This is a genomic window from Streptomyces sp. NPDC093065, assembly GCF_044754585.1.
Lineage (GTDB): Bacteria > Actinomycetota > Actinomycetes > Streptomycetales > Streptomycetaceae > Streptomyces.
The window spans coordinates 198,574-214,838 of record NZ_JBIVPJ010000016.1 but is presented as its reverse complement, the minus strand read 5'-3'; the positions used below and the strand labels follow the sequence as shown (position 1 = coordinate 214,838).

16 protein-coding genes and 1 pseudogene are annotated in these 16,265 nt (G+C 77.5%); 5 read left to right on the top strand and 12 right to left on the bottom strand.

Annotation, left to right across the window (positions count from 1 at the left end; translation table 11 throughout):
• Nucleotides 1-196: 196 nt before the first annotated feature.
• The 4 genes from ACIQFU_RS26210 to ACIQFU_RS26195 are packed head-to-tail and all read right to left on the bottom strand — an operon-like array spanning nucleotide 197 to nucleotide 3,921.
• Entirely contained in the window at nucleotides 197-1,303 is a 1,107-nt protein-coding gene (locus ACIQFU_RS26210; protein WP_402554618.1) for a winged helix DNA-binding domain-containing protein, read from the bottom strand.
• Between the two features lie 40 nt (nucleotides 1,304-1,343).
• Nucleotides 1,344-3,149, bottom strand: coding sequence for a DUF6286 domain-containing protein (locus tag ACIQFU_RS26205; RefSeq protein WP_402554617.1), 1,806 nt, complete (start codon nucleotides 3,147-3,149; stop codon nucleotides 1,344-1,346).
• A complete protein-coding gene (locus tag ACIQFU_RS26200; protein WP_402554616.1) occupies nucleotides 3,146-3,331 on the bottom strand; it encodes a hypothetical protein in 186 nt (61 codons plus the stop codon). The genes ACIQFU_RS26205 and ACIQFU_RS26200 overlap by 4 nt, the downstream gene beginning before the upstream one ends.
• A gap of 53 nt (nucleotides 3,332-3,384) precedes the next feature.
• Nucleotides 3,385-3,921, bottom strand: a complete 537-nt coding sequence (locus ACIQFU_RS26195; protein ID WP_402554615.1) for an Asp23/Gls24 family envelope stress response protein — start codon at nucleotides 3,919-3,921, stop codon at nucleotides 3,385-3,387.
• A gap of 184 nt (nucleotides 3,922-4,105) precedes the next feature.
• Between ACIQFU_RS26195 and ACIQFU_RS26190 the strand changes: the two genes are divergently transcribed.
• The 5 genes and pseudogenes from ACIQFU_RS26190 (at nucleotide 4,106) to ACIQFU_RS26170 (ending at nucleotide 7,102) form a co-directional block, all read left to right on the top strand.
• Nucleotides 4,106-4,648, top strand: a complete 543-nt coding sequence (locus ACIQFU_RS26190; RefSeq protein WP_402554614.1) for an RNA polymerase sigma factor — start codon at nucleotides 4,106-4,108, stop codon at nucleotides 4,646-4,648.
• Nucleotides 4,639-5,316, top strand: coding sequence for an Asp23/Gls24 family envelope stress response protein (locus ACIQFU_RS26185; RefSeq protein WP_402554613.1), 678 nt, complete (start codon nucleotides 4,639-4,641; stop codon nucleotides 5,314-5,316). The genes ACIQFU_RS26190 and ACIQFU_RS26185 overlap by 10 nt, the downstream gene beginning before the upstream one ends.
• Entirely contained in the window at nucleotides 5,313-5,651 is a 339-nt protein-coding gene (locus tag ACIQFU_RS26180; RefSeq protein ID WP_402554612.1) for an Asp23/Gls24 family envelope stress response protein, read from the top strand. Before ACIQFU_RS26185 ends, ACIQFU_RS26180 begins: the two co-directional genes overlap by 4 nt.
• A 150-nt stretch (nucleotides 5,652-5,801) precedes the next feature.
• Nucleotides 5,802-6,717, top strand: a pseudogene (locus tag ACIQFU_RS26175) (polysaccharide pyruvyl transferase family protein).
• 76 nt (nucleotides 6,718-6,793) lie between these two features.
• Nucleotides 6,794-7,102 carry a DUF3040 domain-containing protein gene (locus ACIQFU_RS26170; RefSeq protein ID WP_402554611.1) on the top strand — a complete coding sequence of 103 codons (309 nt, stop codon included), beginning with the start codon at nucleotides 6,794-6,796 and terminating at the stop codon, nucleotides 7,100-7,102.
• A 33-nt stretch (nucleotides 7,103-7,135) separates the two neighbouring features.
• Here ACIQFU_RS26170 and ACIQFU_RS26165 read toward each other — a convergent pair whose 3' ends face one another.
• From ACIQFU_RS26165 to ACIQFU_RS26130, 8 genes are all read right to left on the bottom strand, one after another.
• On the bottom strand, nucleotides 7,136-8,032 hold the full coding sequence (locus tag ACIQFU_RS26165) for a glycosyltransferase family 2 protein (RefSeq protein ID WP_402554610.1): 897 nt from the start codon (nucleotides 8,030-8,032) through the stop codon (nucleotides 7,136-7,138).
• Nucleotides 8,029-8,958 carry a glycosyltransferase family 2 protein gene (locus ACIQFU_RS26160; RefSeq protein ID WP_402554609.1) on the bottom strand — a complete coding sequence of 310 codons (930 nt, stop codon included), beginning with the start codon at nucleotides 8,956-8,958 and terminating at the stop codon, nucleotides 8,029-8,031. Before ACIQFU_RS26160 ends, ACIQFU_RS26165 begins: the two co-directional genes overlap by 4 nt.
• Entirely contained in the window at nucleotides 8,955-9,920 is a 966-nt protein-coding gene (locus ACIQFU_RS26155) for a glycosyltransferase family 9 protein (protein WP_402554608.1), read from the bottom strand. Before ACIQFU_RS26155 ends, ACIQFU_RS26160 begins: the two co-directional genes overlap by 4 nt.
• An 823-nt stretch (nucleotides 9,921-10,743) precedes the next feature.
• Nucleotides 10,744-12,114: a D-glycero-beta-D-manno-heptose 1-phosphate adenylyltransferase gene (rfaE2, locus tag ACIQFU_RS26150; RefSeq protein WP_402554607.1), complete on the bottom strand. Its 1,371-nt coding sequence runs from the start codon at nucleotides 12,112-12,114 to the stop codon at nucleotides 10,744-10,746.
• A gap of 17 nt (nucleotides 12,115-12,131) precedes the next feature.
• Nucleotides 12,132-12,779, bottom strand: a complete 648-nt coding sequence (locus ACIQFU_RS26145) for an SIS domain-containing protein (protein WP_402554606.1) — start codon at nucleotides 12,777-12,779, stop codon at nucleotides 12,132-12,134.
• Nucleotides 12,776-13,996, bottom strand: a complete 1,221-nt coding sequence (locus tag ACIQFU_RS26140) for a glycosyltransferase (RefSeq protein WP_402554605.1) — start codon at nucleotides 13,994-13,996, stop codon at nucleotides 12,776-12,778. Before ACIQFU_RS26140 ends, ACIQFU_RS26145 begins: the two co-directional genes overlap by 4 nt.
• A complete protein-coding gene (locus tag ACIQFU_RS26135) occupies nucleotides 13,993-14,943 on the bottom strand; it encodes a glycosyltransferase (protein WP_402554604.1) in 951 nt (316 codons plus the stop codon). Before ACIQFU_RS26135 ends, ACIQFU_RS26140 begins: the two co-directional genes overlap by 4 nt.
• Nucleotides 14,940-15,947 carry a glycosyltransferase family 9 protein gene (locus ACIQFU_RS26130; RefSeq protein ID WP_402554603.1) on the bottom strand — a complete coding sequence of 336 codons (1,008 nt, stop codon included), beginning with the start codon at nucleotides 15,945-15,947 and terminating at the stop codon, nucleotides 14,940-14,942. The genes ACIQFU_RS26135 and ACIQFU_RS26130 overlap by 4 nt, the downstream gene beginning before the upstream one ends.
• Between the last annotated feature and the right edge of the window lie 318 nt (nucleotides 15,948-16,265).

Below are 16,265 nucleotides of genomic sequence, written 5' to 3'. Positions count from 1 at the left end.
GCCCAGCATGTGCAGGCCGGCCAGTGCGGCCAGGGCCGCGAACAGCAGCGTCAGCACCGCCTCCGGGACCCGCGCCGACAGGGCTCCGGCCGCGGGGGGGGGGGGGGCCCCCCCCCCCCCCCCCCCCCCCCCCCCCCCCCCCCCCCTCTCCACGTGTATCCCCGTCCCCGTCCCCGTCCCCGTCTCCGTCTCCGGGTCAGTCGCGTACGGTCCCGAAGCGGATGTCGTACGCCGCTTCGGCGTGCATCGTCGCGAGCATCCGCGCGCCCTCGGCCACGATCTCGTCCCGCTGCTTCCGCGGGAGCCGGCCGAAGGGCTCGACGACGAGGGCGTCGTCCGCGAGCTTCCACAGTCCGGCCACGAAGCCGTCGACGAGGAGGACGCGGTAGGCCTGGTTCTTCCGCCAGGTGCGGCCCTTGTGTTCGGGCGGGACGAGGCGGGTGCGGTCGGCGTGGGAGAGGAGCAGGTTGTCGAACTCCGGCAGGAAGCGCGGCGGGGCCGGGGTGTCCGGGTCGGGGCGCGGCGCGTCGGGGAGGTCGAAGAGTTCGGTGCCGTTCGGGTCCCGGAAGACCACGAGGCGGGGGCGGAGGCGTTCGAAGGCGTCCCGGAGCCGGGTCAGGCCCGCCCAGGTCTGCATGTCCTTCACCGAAGCGGGCCCGAACGCGGCGAGGTAGCGCAGTACGGCGTCCTCCGGTGCCGGGGCCGGCCGCGCGGGGCGCCCGAGCCAGTGCTCGGCGGTGGTGAGCGTGACCTGACCGCTCCTGCCCCACAGTCCGCGCGGCGTCACCTGGACGAGGGGGAGCCGGCAGCGGGCGGCGACGGACAGGGCCTGCGGGTCGGCTTCGGGCCACTCGGCGAGGAGCGCCTCGCGCAACTGCCCCATGGTGCGCGGCTCGGCCTCGACCAGCTCACGGGCGAGGGCCGCGAGCCGGTCCAGGTCGACGCCGGTCAGCCCCTTGCGGAAGGCGCGCAACTCCCGTTCCCTGGCGGCCTGGACCAGGGGCCGCAGGGTGAGGCAGTCGTCGGCGGTGTGGGTGTGGATCGTGGAGCGCATGGTGACGAGCCGGGCGACGCGACGGTCGGCCATCGGCGCGGACAGGTCCTCGGGCGTGAAGCCGTCGAGGCGGGCGGCGAGCGCGTAGTACGGGGGCTTCACGTTCTGGGCCTGGAGTCCGACGAGATGCGCGACGGCGGCCTCGGCGGACATCGCGGCGCGGCGCAGCAGCAACTGCCTGGCCAGGGTGGCGCGGTTGAGGGCCCGGACGCCGAGGAGAGGGAGGGTCGTCGCTGCCTTGGTGGTCATGCGGGGCACGGTAGCGGGGATCGAGGACGGCTTCTGTCCGTCATCGTGCCCGTCGTTCGCGGGTGGTCCGTACGCTCATGCGGACCCGGACCGCCAGGGGGTGCGGGGCCAGGGAGGCGCGGGCCTCGTCGAGGGCGCCGTGGGTGAGCCGTCGCAGGACGGGTCCCGGTTCGGCTCCGGGTTCGAGCAGCACCCGTACCCGGGCCCGGGACCGCTTCTTCCCGGCGGGCAGGCTCACGTGGGCCTGGCGGACCCCGTCGGCCGCCTCCGCACGCCGGGCCACCACGTCGGCCAGGGCGCGGGAACGCAGGGTGAGGGGCGGCCCCGCCAGCGGGAGCCGGCGCCCGCCGCCGCGCCGGAACTGGGCCTGGAACCAGGCGAGGGACAGCAGCAGCGCGCACACCGTGCCCGCGACGACGACCGGCGTCCACCAGCCGTGCCCGCGCAGGTCGGCGAGTCCGGCGCGGTCGAGCAGCACCGTCCCCGAGTCCGGGGCGGGCCACCACCCGGGCAGCCGCCCGCCGACCCCGTCCGAGGTGAGCGCCGGCCAACCGCCGCCGGCCAGCAGGGCCGCCCCGGTCAGCCCGAGCAGAGCGCGGTTCACCGCGTTGCGCGACGGCGCCCCGGTCGTGGACGACACCCCGTCCTCGTGCTCCGCGCCGGGCGCCTCGGTACCGGGCGGCGCTGACGCACCAGGCCCGTTCACCCCCGGCGGACGGCCCGGGGACGCGGCCCCGCTCGGACGCCTCGGACCCGGCGCCGCCTCCTCACCGGGCGAGCCGGAGCCCGCCTCCCGCACGGGCCCGCCCTCCGCCGCGGACGACCCCCGACGCGCGACTCCCGACACGGACGGCTCCCCGTCCGGGGGCTCCGGATTCGGTGGGCGCCAGTGGGGGTCCGGGCGCAGGGTGATGCGTGGGGTGAGGCTCCGGGGCAGGCCCAGGGTGGCGAGGGTGGTGTCGGTCGCGGCGCGGAGGGTGGTGCGGGCCGTGGGGCGGTCGCCGAAGGCCAGGCGGGCCCGTACGCGTACGCGGCGCCGGCCGCAGCGCACGCGGACGTGGGCCACGCCGGGGACGGCCGACGCGGCGTCCCGCACGAGTTCCGCCACGGCGGTGCGGTCCAGGACCGCCCGTTGGTCGTGCCGGCCGGGCACCGGTGTCATGGGGAGCACGCCGCGCAGGCCGGGGGTGAGGGCGAGGCAGAGCAGCCAGACGCCCAGGGCGGCGGCGACGGCGCCGCCCGCGACGACGGCGGTGTCCCCGGGGCCGTGTGCCGCCAGCCAGTCGACCGCCGCGGTGCGCACGCCCGCCGGACGCCGGCCGGCGAGGTGCACCGCCAGGACGTCGTACAGGAGGAACGCGCACGCTGCCGCCGCCGTCAGGGCCACGAGCGCGGCCGGGATCCGGCGTGCCGACCGGGGACGCCTGGCCGAACGGCCGCCGGACGGGACGTCCTCGCAGGCCGGGGGTGGCTGCGGGGCCGTACGGGCCCCGGCCAGGGACCGGACGTGGACGGTCGCCGCCCGCACCGTGAGGCCGCTCAGCTCGGCCACCCGGTCCGCCATCCGGCCGCGGACCCGCTCCCCGGCCTCGCCGAGCACCGCCGGGTACGGGAGCCGCACGTCGACCGAGACGTCCGCACGGCGTCCGTGGACCGTCGCCGTGCCGTGGGTCACCCGGGCGCGCCGCCCGGCGAGGTCGGTCTCGGCGGCGGCCCGTTCCGCGATCCGGCGCACCGCGCGGTCGGCGACGACGGTCCGGCCACGGTCGGCCGGCGCCGTACGGGCGGCTCCCTTGGCGGCCGGCGCCGTACGGGCGGGTTCCCCGGCGGCCGGCGTTCCCGTCACCGGGTCCTCCGGTCGCCGGGGGCCAGGAACTCGCGCCAGTCCGTGCCGTTGTCCACCAGGCGCCCCAGTACACCGCCGACCGCGCCCAGCGCGGCCACCAGCAGGAACGCGCCGAAGCCGCCGAACCACCCGGCGAAGGCCAGCGCCATGCCCACCAGCATGCCGATCACCGCTCTGCTCATCACTCACCTCCGCCTGGGAGCCTGCTCCGGAACCGTCGTCGCGCCGCGCGCCGTCATTCCACGCGCGCCTCCACCGGGCGCTCCGGGTCCTCCTCGTCCGGCAGGTGGACGTCGTTGACCGTGATGTTGACCTCGACGACCTCCAGGCCGGAGATCCGCTCGACCGCGTCGATCACGTTCTCCCGCACGTCCCGGGCGAGATCGGCGATGGGCACGCCGTACTCGACGACGAGGTCCAGGTCGATCGCGGTCTGCCGCTCGCCGACCTCGACCTTGACGCCCCGGCCGACGTTCGGCCGGCCGCCGGGCACCCGGTCACGGACCGCGCCGATGGTGCGGGACAGGCCGCCGCCCATGTCGTGCACGCCGGGGATCTCGCGCGCCGCCATGCCCGCGATCTTGACGACCACGACGTCGGCGATGGACGTGCGGCCCCGCGTCGCGGCCGGTTCGGCGGCACCGGCGGCGCCGCCGCTCAGGGTCGTCGCGCCGCCCTGCGCGCCGCGGCCGGTGCCGCCGGCCTTGCCCGTGGTCCCGTTCTGCTGCTCGGACTTCGTCCCGATCGTGGCGGTCTGCGCTGCCGTCGTCATGGTGTCCTCCGTCAACCGTGGTCGTTCGGTTCTCTGGACGTTGGACACGGACGGCCGTGCGGCGTTACGCCACTGCGGGAATTTCTTTTCCCGATTTCCTTTCTCCGTGTGCTCGCGTAACGCCGGGGGCAGTCGGTGTGTCCCACGATGGGAACGGCGTGGAGTGGAGTGGAGAGGAGCACGCGTGCCGGGAGACGACGGACTGCTCGCGGTGCGGGCCGCCGAGGGCGACGAGGACGCCTTCGAGGTGCTCGTGCGGCGGCACGCGCCGGGGCTGCTGCGGCTCGCGGCGAGCATGCTGGGCAGCCCGTCGGAGGCGGAGGACGCGGTGCAGGACGCGTTCGTCAGCGCGTGGCGCAGGCTCCCCGAGTTCCGCGGGCAGTCGGCCTTCACCACCTGGATGCACCGCATCGTCGTCAACCGGTGCCTGAACATGCTGCGTTCCCGGCGTCCGGTGGCCGATCTCGACAGCGTGCCCGAACCCGAGGCGCCGGACCACGCCGTCTCCCCCGCACGGGCCGCAGAGTCGCACGCCGCCGCGGTGGCGCTGGGCCGGTCGCTGTCCGAGCTCTCCCCCGAGCAACGGGTGTGCTGGGTGCTCAGAGAGCTGGAGGGCCAGTCGTACGAGACGATCGCGGAGACGGTCGGGATCAGCCCGGAGGCTGCCCGCGGCCGGGTGTTCCGTGCACGACGCTGCCTGACGGAGGCGATGACCGCATGGCGATGAAGAGCGGCGCGGAGCTGCCCGGGCCCGGCACAGGACCCGGCTCCGGCGGTGCGGACGGGGCCGCCGACGACGAACGGCTGGCCTGCGGGCGGCTGTTGTCCGAGGTGTGGGAGGCGTGGGAGGACGGTCCGGACCGGGATCCGCACCTGCGCGCCTGCCCGCACTGCTCGGCGGCCGTACGGCAGCTGGACCTGCTCGGTGTCGCGGTGCGCGAGGCGGGCGGCGGCCGGGAGGCGGAGTGGGACGCCGGGGCGCTGACCGAACGGGTCATGGACGTCGTACGGCTCGAGCTGCGGCCCGGCCGGCCGCTGCCGCTCGGGGAACCCGAGGAGGACCTGTGGGTGCGCGAGGCGATGGCCGCCAAGGCGTTGCGGGCCGTCGCCGAGACCGTGCCGGGGGTGCGGGCGGGCTCGTGCCGGATCCGGCCCGCCGAGTCCGGCGGCTCCCCGTCGAGGGGTCCCGTCCGGGTGCGGCTGGAGGTCGTCGTACCGCTCACGCCTCGGCTTCGCGACCTCGCGGAGGAGGTCCGGCGGCGGGTGCGCGGGGCTGCGGACGACGTCCTGGGGCTGCCGGTGGACCACGTGGACGTGCACATCACCGACGTGACGGAACCGGCCGGGACGGAACCGGACCGACCGGCCGGCGCGGAAGAAGGGAACCAGCCGTGACCGCAGCCGCCACCGGCCGGGACGCCGTCGCCGGCACCGTCGCGCGGGTCGCCGCCGACGTCCCCGGCGTCGCCTTCCTGCGGCCGGGCCTCGCGGACCTGTTCCGATCCTCCGCCCGCACCGCACCGCGGTCCCCGGCGGGGCGCACGCCCGCCGGTGTGCGGGTGAGCCGGGCCACCGGGTCGGGGCCGTGGGAGGTGGACGTGCAGATCGTCCTCCGCCGCGGCCACCGCGCCCTGACCGTCGCCCGCGCGGTGCGCGACGCGGTGACCGCCGCGCTGTCCGAGGCGGCGCCCGGCGCGCAGGTGACGGTGACCGTGACCAACACGGTGTGAGGCGCGGGCGGCGCGGTCGGCGGCTGGGCCGGCGGGGCAGCCGGGGCAGGTGCGGTTCCGAGACCGGCTCGTCGCCGCCCCGGTGGTTGTGCGGGTGCCGGCGGGGCACCCGGGGGCACTGTGTACGGACGGGAACGCGACAGGATCCTGGTGACCGGCTGGTTCAGCTTCCTGCACGGGGAGGCGACGGCCGGGGACGTGCTGGCGCTGGCGCGGGTGGAGCAGGTGCTGCGGGACGCGGGGCTGGCGTACGACGCCGTGTGGAGCCCTGGCTTCCGCGTCGGCGGTACGCATTTCGCGGACGTGGACCCGGCGGCGTACTCCCGGCTGGTGTTCGTGTGCGGGCCGGTGCACGGTCCGCAGGTCGAGGAGTTGCACCGGCGGTTCGCGCACTGTGTGCGGATCGCCGTCGGCGTCTCCGTGGTCGACCCCGGTTCCCCGGCAGTCACCGGCTTCCACCGGGTGCTGGCCCGGGACGCCGCAGGCAGCGGTCCGGGGCTGGATCTCGCGGCCCGCGCTCCGGCGCTCCCCGCGGTGCCCGTCGTCGGGGTGGTGCTCACCCACGGGCAGCACGAGTACGGGGGCCTGCGGCGGCACGAGGAGGTCGCCGCGGTGCTGACGCGCTGGCTGGCCGGCCGGGACTGTGCCCGGCTGGAGATGGAGACCCGGCTCGACGCGCACGACTGGCGGCTGTGCGGCACGCCGGCCCAGCTGGAGGCCGTGCTGTCCCGGCTCGATCTGGTCGTCACCGACCGGCTGCACGGGCTGGTCCTCGCGCTGCGTGCCGGTGTCCCGGTGCTGGCGGTGGACCCGGTCGCGGGCGGCGCGAAGGTGACGGCGCAGGCCCGCGCCTGCGGCTGGCCCGCTCTGGTGCCCGCGGAACGCCTCACGGAGGCACCGGCCGAGGCGCCGCTGGAGCACTGGTGGGACTGGTGCCTGGCCGAGGGGCGGGAGGTAGCGGCACGGGTCGGCGCGGGGGTTCCGCGCGGCGCACTCGGTGCCGGACGCGGCGGACGGCCTGGTGGCGGCGTTGCGGGCGGCGCCGGCGGCCGGGGCGGGGCGATGACGGTCCGGGCGGGCGGTTAGCCGCGGGGCGGTGCGGGCACTCGACGGTGGTCGGTCCGACCCCAGGAGGAGACATCGTGTCCATCGGCCGGCTCCCCGATCACGAGCAGCGCATACTCGACGAGGTCGAACGGGCGCTGCGCCGCGACCGCCGCCTCGACCGGCGCCTGCGCACGCTGCGGCTCCGCCGCTGCCCCGACCCCGCCCGCCTGGCGGCCTACCGCCCACGCACCTTGACCGTACTTCTGCTGCTCGCCGTGTCGGTGACGCTGATGGTCGTCGGCATCGTCACGTCCGCGCCCGGCGTGATCTGGGCGTTCGCCGGAGTGTGGCCGGTGACGCTGTTCGCGGTGTTCCGGCTGCTGTGCCGGTGGACGGAGGGTTAGGCCCCCGGGTCTCGTACGGCTTTTCCGACCGCGTCAGCCGGTGTAGCTGCGCGCCGTCGAGTCGCGCTGGGCGGGCTCGAGTGACCGGAGCCTGGCCTCCACCTCGGGCGGCAGCACCCGGCGTTCGCGCAGCACCCACGGCAGCGCGGCGGTCGCCTCCGCGAAGGCGCGCAGGGACGCGGTGTCGCGGGGCACGGTGCGGGCGAGGTGGAGGGTGCGGCGCAGAGCGGGGCCGGCCGGGCGGCGCAGCCAGGTGAACCACAGGGTGTTGCGGATGCCGTGTACCCGCCGGACCGTCGAGTCCCGGGCGCGGGAGGGGCGGTGGTGGATCGTCAGGTGGTCGGCGTACGTCAGCCACCAGCCGTTGGCGGCCAGATCGGCGGCGAGCAGCTCTTCCTCGCCCCCCAGCCACAGCCGCGGGTGGAAGCCGCCCGCGGCGCGGAAGGCGTCGGTGCGCAGGACGGTCGCGGCGGCCAGGAAGGAGCCGAGCGCCGGTCCCGGGAGCCAGTCGGGGCGGGGTACGGGCGAGTCGCGCAGTTCCTTGACGATCGGGTCCTCGGTGCCGCCGGGTTCGACCAGGATGCGGGCGGTGACCGTGCCGACCGCAGGGTACCGGTCGAGCAGGTCGGCGGCCCCGGACAGGGAGCCGGGGGCCCACCAGGAGTCGTCGTCGCAGAAGGCGACGTAGGGGGTGGTCACCTGACGGGTCGCCAGGTTGCGGCCGACGGCGCCGAGATTGCGGCCGGGGCGCAGGAGCCGGACGCCGGGGTGGTGGCGGGCGACGGCGGTGGCGGTGGCGTCGGTGGAACCGTTGTCGGTGACGATCACCGCCGGCTGCTCGGGGAGTTCGGCGAGCCGGTCCAGGGTGCGCAGGAGTTCGGGGCACCGGTTGTGGGTGATGACGACGACGGTGGTCCGGGTGTCCGTCACGAGACCGCTCCGTCGAGGAGACGGGCGGCCCGTTCCACGTGCGGGGGCAGGGTCCTGCGGGCGCGCAGGGCGGCGGGCAGGCGGGTGAGCGTCTCGCGCAGGGCGTGCCGGGCGTGCGGGTCGCGGCGGGCGTCGGCGGCGAGGGCACGGGTGCGGGCCAGGGCGTACGGGAGCGGGCGGCGCAGCCAGGCGGTGAGGAGTTCGTTGCGGCGTACGACGGCCGGGCGGCCGGTGCGGGGGCGCGGGTCCGGGTGGTGGTGGGCGACCACGTCGGGGCAGTGCGTGACGCCCCAGCCGCGGGCCGCCAGGTCGTAGGCGAGCAGGGTCTCCTCGGCGCCGAAGAACAGCAGCGGGTGGTAGCCGCCCGCGTCGAGGTAGGCGGTGCGGCGGGCGACGGCGGCGCAGCCCAGGAAGCCGAGCACCTGGGTGCCGGGCAGGTCGGTGGCCGTGCCGAGCGGGGAGCCGGCGAGCAGGTCGTTGAGGGGGTCGGCGGTGTCGCCGGGCCCGACGAGGGTGCGGGCGGAGAGCAGGCCGAGCCTGGGGTGCTCGTCGAAGTGCCGGGCGGCGGCCCGCAGGGAGCCGGGTGCCCACCAGGAGTCGTCGTCGCTGAACGCGACGTACGGGGTGTCCAGGGCGCGGACCCCGTGGGTGCGGGCGAGGGCGCCGCGGTTGTGCGGCAGGGCGAGCACGCGGACCTGGGGGAAGTCGCGGGCCAGCATGGTGCGGGTGCCGTCGGTGGAGGCGTTGTCGACGACGAGGACCTCGGGCCGCTCGGGCAGGGCGAGGAGGTGGCGCACGGTGACGGCGAGGCCGGCGCTGCGGTTGCGGGTGGCGATGACGATGCCGACGGGGGCGGGGCGCGTGGGGTCGTCGGGGCGGGGCCGTTCGCGGGTGGCCGTCGGGCTGTGGTGCGCGGCGTGCTTCATGGTCCCTCTTCCGGGGTGTGCGTCGGGTCCGTGGCGTCGAGTGCGTCCAGCCAGTCCAGCGTTTCGAGCACGGCGTCGGGGGTGATCCGCAGCAGCGCGGGGTCGGTGTCGCGGCCGTGCGGGTCGCCGTCCGGGCCCGGGTGCCACAGGGTGCGGTGCCGGGGGTGTGGCGGCGGGCCCCAGCGGCTGGGCGGTACCGGGCCGAAGAGGGTGACGGAGGGGGTGGCGTGGGCGACGGCGAGGTGGGCGATGCCGGTGTCGCCGCTGACGACGGCGCGGGCGCCGGCGACCAGGGCGGAGAGCCGGTCGTGGGGCAGGCCGCCGCCGAACACGTCCGTGTCGGGCAGGTCGGCGAGCTTGGCCAGCCTGGCCACGAGGTCCGCCTCGGCCGCTCCCCCGGTGACCACGACCCGGCGTCCGCGTGCGCGCTGCGCCTGGGCGACGGCCGCGTACCGTTCCACGGGCCAGCAGCGGGAGGGGGCGCCGGCGCCGGGGTGCAGGACGACTGCGCCGGGGGCGGGGGACGGTGTGTCCGGGCGCGGCAGCCGCAGGTCGGCGGGGTCGGCGTCGATGCCGTACGCGCGCAGCAGCCGGCACCATCTCTCCCGCTCGTGCTCCTCGGCGTACCAGACCGGGCCGTCCACCTCGGGGGTTTCGGGGTGCGCGAACGCCAGCAGCCTGCGCGGGCGCAGGCGGGTCAGGAGGCGGTGGCTCGGCGGTCCGTTGCCGTGCAGGTCGACGGCGACGTCGGGAGGCGGTCCGGTCCAGTCGAGGGTGCGCGGGACGGCCCGCCCGGGTTCGGCGGCGGGCAGCACCCGGTCCACGGCACCGGTCGCGGCGGCCACGGGGGCCAGCTCGGCGGGGCCGGCCAGCACCAGCTCGTGCCCGGGGTACGCCCGCCGCAACGCCCGCAGGGCGGGCACCCCGGCCAGCAGGTCCCCGAGCCCGAGGGCACGCAGCACCAGGACACGGGGCCTGTCTCCGCCTCGGCCCGCACCGGTTCCGGTCCGCCCGGGCGCGTCGCTCCGGCGACCGGCGGATGCACGGGGTCCCCGGTCACCGGCCCACCGGCCGACCCGGGGGACGCGAAGCCGCCCTCCCCGGGCCCCAGTCCGAGCCGCGCGGCCGCCGCCGCGCCCGGGCCGCCCGGCAGGCCACCCGGGGGCACGGCAGGACCGCCCACCGACCGGATCGGGGCCACCGGACCGACGCGGTCCTCGTCGCTGCGGGCGCCGCGGGCGGCACGGGCGGCACGGGCGGCGACGGCAACGGCGGCGGCACGGACGGCACGGGCGGCGCGGGCGGCGACGGCGACGGCGGCGTGGGCGTGGACGGCGTGCTCCCGGCCTGCTCCGGCGCGATCCCCGCCCGGCCGCCCGACACCGACGATCCCGCCACCCGCCGCCCCGGCCGGGCCGACCGGACCGACCGGACCCACCGGGCCGGCCACGGCCTCTGGTCCTCCGTGGACCGGTCCCGTCGGTGCCGCCGCCGTTCCCCTGCCGCTCGCGCGCCCTCCCGTGACGGCGGGCGGCCCGGCGCCGGATGCCCGGCCGGTCACCGGCGTCGCCGCGGCGGGCCTGTCCGGGCCGGCCGGTGGCCGGTCGGGCGCGGTGGTCGGCGCGGGCCGTGTTCCGCGGTCGGTCGACTCCGCCCCCGGCGAGCGGAACGCGCGCCTCGGCGTCGGCGGGACGGGCGGGTGGCTGGCGGGGGCCGGAGGCGGTGTGGTGACCGGCGCGATGCCGACGGGTGGGAGGGCACGCGGGCGTACCGGGGCTCCGAGCCTCATCGCGTTCCCTCCGCCGCGCGGGTCAGCAGGGCGGTGGAGGAGCGGCCGTCGAGGTAGGGCAGGAGGACCGCCTGGCCGCCCCACTCCTGGAGGAGCGCGGCCTCCGGGAGGTCGGCGCCGGCGTAGTCGCCGCCCTTGACCCAGACGTCGGGGCGCAGGTCGGCGAGGAGGCGTTCGGGGGTGTCCTCGTCGAAGACGGCCACCGCGTCGACGCAGGCGAGGGCGCGCAGGACGCGGACGCGGTCGGCGAGGGGGCTGACGGGGCGGCCGCCGCCCTTGCGGCGCCGGACGGAGGCGTCGGAGTTGACGCAGACGACCAGGCAGTCGCCGAGCCGCCGGGCGGCCTGGAGGAGGCCGACGTGTCCGGCGTGCAGGAGGTCGAAGCAGCCGCCGGCGGCGACGACCGTGCCGTGCTCGGCGCGGATCCGGGTGGTGAGGGCGCCGGGGTCGCCGGAGTCGGGCAGTGCGGCGAGCGCCCGGCCGGAGCCGGCCGGCGGTACGGCGGCCGCGCCGCCCGCGGCGACGAAGGCCGTGGCGGCGCCGACCGCGCCCTCGACGGCCTCCCCCACCAGCGCCCCGTCGGCGAGCAGTCCGGCCGCGGTGGCCGCGAACCGGTCCCCCGCGCCGCAGGAGTCGCCGTGGTGGGCGGCGGGCGCGGGGACGAGGAGGGGGTGCTCGCCGTAGGACAGGAGCGCGCCGCGCGAGCCGAGCGTCACCGTCACCGCGGCCACCCGCCAGTCCCGTACGAGGGCGGCGGCGTCGAGCGCGGCGGCGCGCAGGCCGCCGCCGGGGCGGCCGGGGTCCGGCGCGAAGCCGTGGGCCTCCTTCTCGGCGGGCGTCACGAGGCGGGTGCCGGGGACCGGGGCGCCCCCGCGCGGGTGCGGGTCCCAGACCAGCGGCGGGCGTGCGGCGAGCACGTCGCGCAGGGCGTCCGCCGCGCCCCGCCCGTAGTCGGAGACCAGGACGGCGCGGGCGGAGCGCAGCGCGTCGCGGGCCTCGTCCGTGGCGCCGCGGACCCGGCCGCCGCCCCGGTCGAGGCGGACGACGGGACGGTCCTGGGCGAGGACGCGGGTCTTCTCCGGCACCGTGCCGGTCAGGGGCAGCGGGACCAGGGTCAGCCAGGGTTCGAGCAGTTCGCGCAGGGCACGGCCGGCCGGGTCGTCGCCGACGCCGGCGATCAGCGTGACCTCCCGGCCGTCGCGGGCGGCGAGGTACGCGGCGAGGGCGGCGCCACCGGGGCGGGTCCGCTCGGCGCACTCCGAGACGACCGGGACCGGCGCGTCCGGTGCGAGCCGGTCGGCGGAGCCGGTCAGGTCGCGGTCGAGCAGCGCGTCGCCGACCACGACCAGCGGGGTCCTGTCAGCCATGGCAGCCATGTGGCTCCTCACCTCCGCTTCCGCTGCGCCGCGCGCCCGGCCCCGCGTGCGTCGCGTGCGTCGCGTGTGCGTGTGCCGCGTTCGTCCTGTTCCAGGGCCGCGTCGAAGGCCGCGCAGACCATGTGGACGGCGACGAGGTGGATCTCCTGGACGGTGGCCGTGGACGGGGCCTCGACGCACAGGGACTCGTCGCTGCCCGCCATGAGCGGGTTGGGGGCGCAGCCGGTGAGCGCCCACACCCGGACGCCGGCGGCGCGGGCCGCGTCGGCCGCGGAGAGCAGGTTGGCGCTGGCGCCGGAGGTGGACAGCAGCATCAGGACGTCGCCCCGGCGGCCGTGGGCGCGGACCTGGCGGGCGAACACCTCGTCGACGCCGTAGTCGTTGGCGATGGCGGTGGTGGAGGAGGTGTCGGCGTGCAGCGCGATCGCGGAGAACGGCGGGCGGTCGTCGCGGTAGCGGCCGACGAGTTCGGCGGTCAGGTGCTGGGCCTGGGCGGCACTGCCGCCGTTGCCCGCGGCGAGCAGCCGGCGGCCGCCGCTCAGCACGGCCGCGAGCCGCTCGCCCCAGCGCTGGGTGATGTGCGCGGAGCCGCGGAACGCCCCCAGCGCGTCCTGGAGTTCGTCGCAGTGCCCGACGACGGGCGGGTGCACGGTCATGACGCCACCTCCGTGGAGACCGCGTGCTCGGAGCGGGTCAGGCGGTACACCTGTTCCGCGCCGTCGGCGACACGCGCCCAGGTGTAGTGCCGCAGGACGCGTTCGCGGCCGTTCCTCCCGTACTGGCGGCGCAGCCGCTCGTCGGCGAGGAGTTCCCGGGCGGCCTCCGCGACGGCCTCGGGGCCCTGCGGGGCGACCAGGCGGCCGGTGACGCCGTCGGCGACGGAGTCGCGGTGGCCGCCGACGTCGGTGGCGAGGACGGGCACGCCGCACGCCATGGCCTCCAGCGGCACGATGCCGAACGGCTCGTACACCGGGGTGCACAGCACCAGGTCGGAGCTGCGGAGCAGGGCGGGCATGTCGTCCGGGTCGACCGCGCCGAGCAGCCGGACCCGGTCGGCCACGCCGGCGCGGCGGGCGATGCCGGTCAGGCGCTGCGCCTCGGGTTCGGCCTCCACGGCGCCCGCGGGCGGGCCCCCGGCGACGAGGAGTTCGGTGCCGGGGATGCGGGCCAGGGCGCGGATGGCCTGGTCGTAGCCCTTGCGGGGGACGAGCCGGCCGCAGGCGAGCAGCCGGTGCGGCAGGCGTCGTTCGGGGGTGCGGCCGGTGTCGGCGGCGGGGTGGAAGTGCTCGGCGTCCACGCCGCAGGGCACCACGGAGACCTGGCGGGGCGGGACGCCCATGTCGCCGAGTTCGACGACCTCGTCGGTGCAGGTGGCCAGGACCCGTGCGCAGCCGCGGCCGATCTGCCGCTCGATGCCGATGCGCTCGTAGGGGCTGGTGTCCCGCATGCCCTGGTGGCGGCGCTTGACGGTGCCGAGGGCGTGGAAGGTCTGGACGAGCGGGATGCCGTGCGGGCCCGCGCCGATCTGCGCGGCCATGCCGGACATCCAGAAGTGGGCGTGCACGACGTCGGGCCGCTCCCGGGCCCAGGCGCGGGCCAGGTGGGCGCCGAAGGCGGGCATGTGCGGGAAGAGTTCGTCCTTGGGGACCGGCACGGGCGGTCCGGCCGGCACGTGTTCGACGACCGCGCCGCCGGGCAGCGGCACCCGGTCGGGCAGGCCGGCGGCGTCCCGGCGGGTGTAGACCGTGACGTCGTGGCCGCGCCCCGCCAACTCCTCGCTGAGACGGGCCACGTAGACGTTCTGTCCACCGGCGTCGACGCCGCCGAGCGCGGCGAGCGGGCTCGCGTGCTCGGACACCATGGCGATCCTCATCGGGTCACCTCCTTGAGCAGCCGCTCCCAGTCGTCCAGGAAGCGGGGCAGCCCGTAGTGGGCGAGGGCCGCCGCGCGGGCCGCCTCGCCGGCGGCCCGCGCGTGCAGCGGGTCGGCGAGGAAGTCGCGTACGGCGTCGGTCAGTACGTCGATGCGGTTGGACACCACTCCGGCGCCCGGGGGTACGGCCTCGGCGACCTCGGTGGTGGCGAGGGCGACCACGGGCATGCCCAGGTGCATGGCCTCCAGCAGGGACAGGCCGAGGGAGGTCCAGCGCACGGGGTGGACGTAGACCCGGCGGCGGGCCAGTTCGGTGTGCAGGTCGCTCTGGGGGACGTCCTGGGTGCGGCAGCGGCCGGGGTCGAGGCCGAGGTGCTCGGCGAGGCCTTCGGTGCGCATGCCGAACACGTCGAGCGGGGCGGCCCGGGAGAAGACGGGGAGCAGGTCGGTCCCCGTCGTACGCCCGCGCCGGATCGGCTCGTTGACGACGACGGCGGCGCGCTCCAGCTCGCCGGTCCAGCGGTGGCCGGGGTCGACGATGCCGTGCTCGACGACGGCGGTTTCCGTCGGGCCCGCGTCCCACATCAGCCGGTTGAAGTGGGTGACGTGGACGAGGAGGACGCCCGGGATGTCCGCGGCCGGGTGGCGGGTGTGGGGCACGTCGCCGTCGGGGGCGTTGTGCTCCAGGTAGACCAGCGGCGGGCGGCGGCCCAGCCGGCGGTCGACCAGGTCGAGTTCGTGCGGGCGCTGGAGGACGACGAGGTCGATGTCCTCGTCCCGCAGCCGCTCGGGCGGTACCTCGACGACCGAGCCGGGCCAGTCCCAGGTGCGGGCGCGGCCTAGGCCGTCGGGTCCGCGGTCGGGGGTGACGGGGACCAGGTAGGTGTGCGGGCCCTGCACGAAGGCCGTGGTCCACGACCCGTGCACGTGCCAGATGAGGATCCTCATGTCTCCCCCATCGGTTTCTCGACGGCGATCAGCTTCTCGACGGCGGCGGCCACGTCGGTGGCCGTGACGGTGTTGAGGCAGGGGTGCCCGGGGACGGGGCAGTCCCGGGCCCTGCTGTCGGCGCAGGGTGCGTCCTGGTCGCCGAGCAGGACGTGGGGGACGCCGTAGGGCCGCCAGCGTTCGGCGGGTACGACGGGGGCGAACAGGGAGACGACGGGGGTGCCGACGGCGGCGGCGAGGTGGGCGGGCGCGGTGTTGCCGGTGACGGCGACGCGGGCGCCCGCGAGGACGCCGGCCAGTTCGCGGGCGTCGGTGCGTCCGCCGAGGTCGGTGCCGTGAGCGCCGGCGACGTACGCGGTGAGGTCGCGCTCGTCGGGGCCGCCGGTGACCACGACGCGGTGCCCGGCGGCGGCGAGTTCGCGTACGGCCTCGGCGGCGCGCTCGGGGCTCCAGGCGCGGGCGGGGACGCTGGTGCCGGGGTGCAGGACGACGTAGGGGCCGGTGCCGGTGAGGGCGTCGGCGCGGGGCGGGGCGTGCACGCGCAGCCGCCCGTCGTCGGTGCGGGGGAACCCGGCCGCCTCGGCGAGGTCGAGCGCGGCCTCGGCCTCGTGGGCGTGCGGGGCGCGCCGGTGGCGCAGGTCGAAGAGCGATCCGGGGTAGTCCACGCTGTCCGCGGCGATGTACCGGACGCCGGCCAGGCGCAGCACCAGGGCGGTGGGCAGCGGGGACTGGTGGAAGGAGGTGAGGATCAGCGCGGTGTCGGCGTCGACTCGTGCCACGAGGGCGTCGATGTCCGCGCGGCTCACGTCGGGCGGCTGGAACCCGCCCCAGGGCGCGTCCCACACCAGTACCTCGTCGACGCCGGGCAGCAGCCGGGCGGCGGGCGCGCCGCGCGACCCGCACACCATGGTGACGTGGTCGGCCCGCGCGGCGACGGCCCGTACGGCGGGCCCGGCGAGCAGCACGTCGCCGAAGCTGTCGAGCCGCGTGACGAGCGCCTTCATGCCGGCCTCCCACGACCGTCGTCGCCGACGGCCCCGCACGCCGCCCCACCATCCGCCCCGGCGGGGGTCCGGGCCGCCCCGGCATCCGCCACGGCACGGGTCCGGGCCGCCCCGGCGGGGTCCGGGGCGCGGGTCCCGGCCGCCTCGCCATCCACCCCGGCACGGGTCCCGGCCACCTCGGCGGAGCCCGGCGCACACGTCCCGCGCGCGGTGGCATCCACCCCGGCACGGGTCCGGGCCGCCCCGGCGGGGTCCGGGGCGCGGGTCCGAGCCGCGGTGGTACCGCCACGGCCGGACTCGGCACAGGAGCCGTCCCGT

What these genes read in the sequence shown, in the direction of transcription:
- ACIQFU_RS26145 (WP_402554606.1), bottom strand. Translation starts at nt 12,779, where the DNA reads ATGACCGTGCACCCGCCCGTCGTCGGGCACTGCGACGAACTCCAGGAC.
- ACIQFU_RS26195 (WP_402554615.1), bottom strand. Translation starts at nt 3,921, where the DNA reads ATGACGACGGCAGCGCAGACCGCCACGATCGGGACGAAGTCCGAGCAG.
- ACIQFU_RS26210 (WP_402554618.1), bottom strand. Translation starts at nt 1,303, where the DNA reads ATGACCACCAAGGCAGCGACGACCCTCCCTCTCCTCGGCGTCCGGGCC.
- ACIQFU_RS26160 (WP_402554609.1), bottom strand. Translation starts at nt 8,958, where the DNA reads ATGAAGCACGCCGCGCACCACAGCCCGACGGCCACCCGCGAACGGCCC.
- ACIQFU_RS26130 (WP_402554603.1), bottom strand. Translation starts at nt 15,947, where the DNA reads ATGAAGGCGCTCGTCACGCGGCTCGACAGCTTCGGCGACGTGCTGCTC.
- ACIQFU_RS26140 (WP_402554605.1), bottom strand. Translation starts at nt 13,996, where the DNA reads ATGAGGATCGCCATGGTGTCCGAGCACGCGAGCCCGCTCGCCGCGCTC.
- ACIQFU_RS26185 (WP_402554613.1), top strand. Translation starts at nt 4,639, where the DNA reads ATGGCGATGAAGAGCGGCGCGGAGCTGCCCGGGCCCGGCACAGGACCC.
- rfaE2 (WP_402554607.1), bottom strand. Translation starts at nt 12,114, where the DNA reads ATGGCTGACAGGACCCCGCTGGTCGTGGTCGGCGACGCGCTGCTCGAC.
- ACIQFU_RS26135 (WP_402554604.1), bottom strand. Translation starts at nt 14,943, where the DNA reads ATGAGGATCCTCATCTGGCACGTGCACGGGTCGTGGACCACGGCCTTC.
- ACIQFU_RS26200 (WP_402554616.1), bottom strand. Translation starts at nt 3,331, where the DNA reads ATGAGCAGAGCGGTGATCGGCATGCTGGTGGGCATGGCGCTGGCCTTC.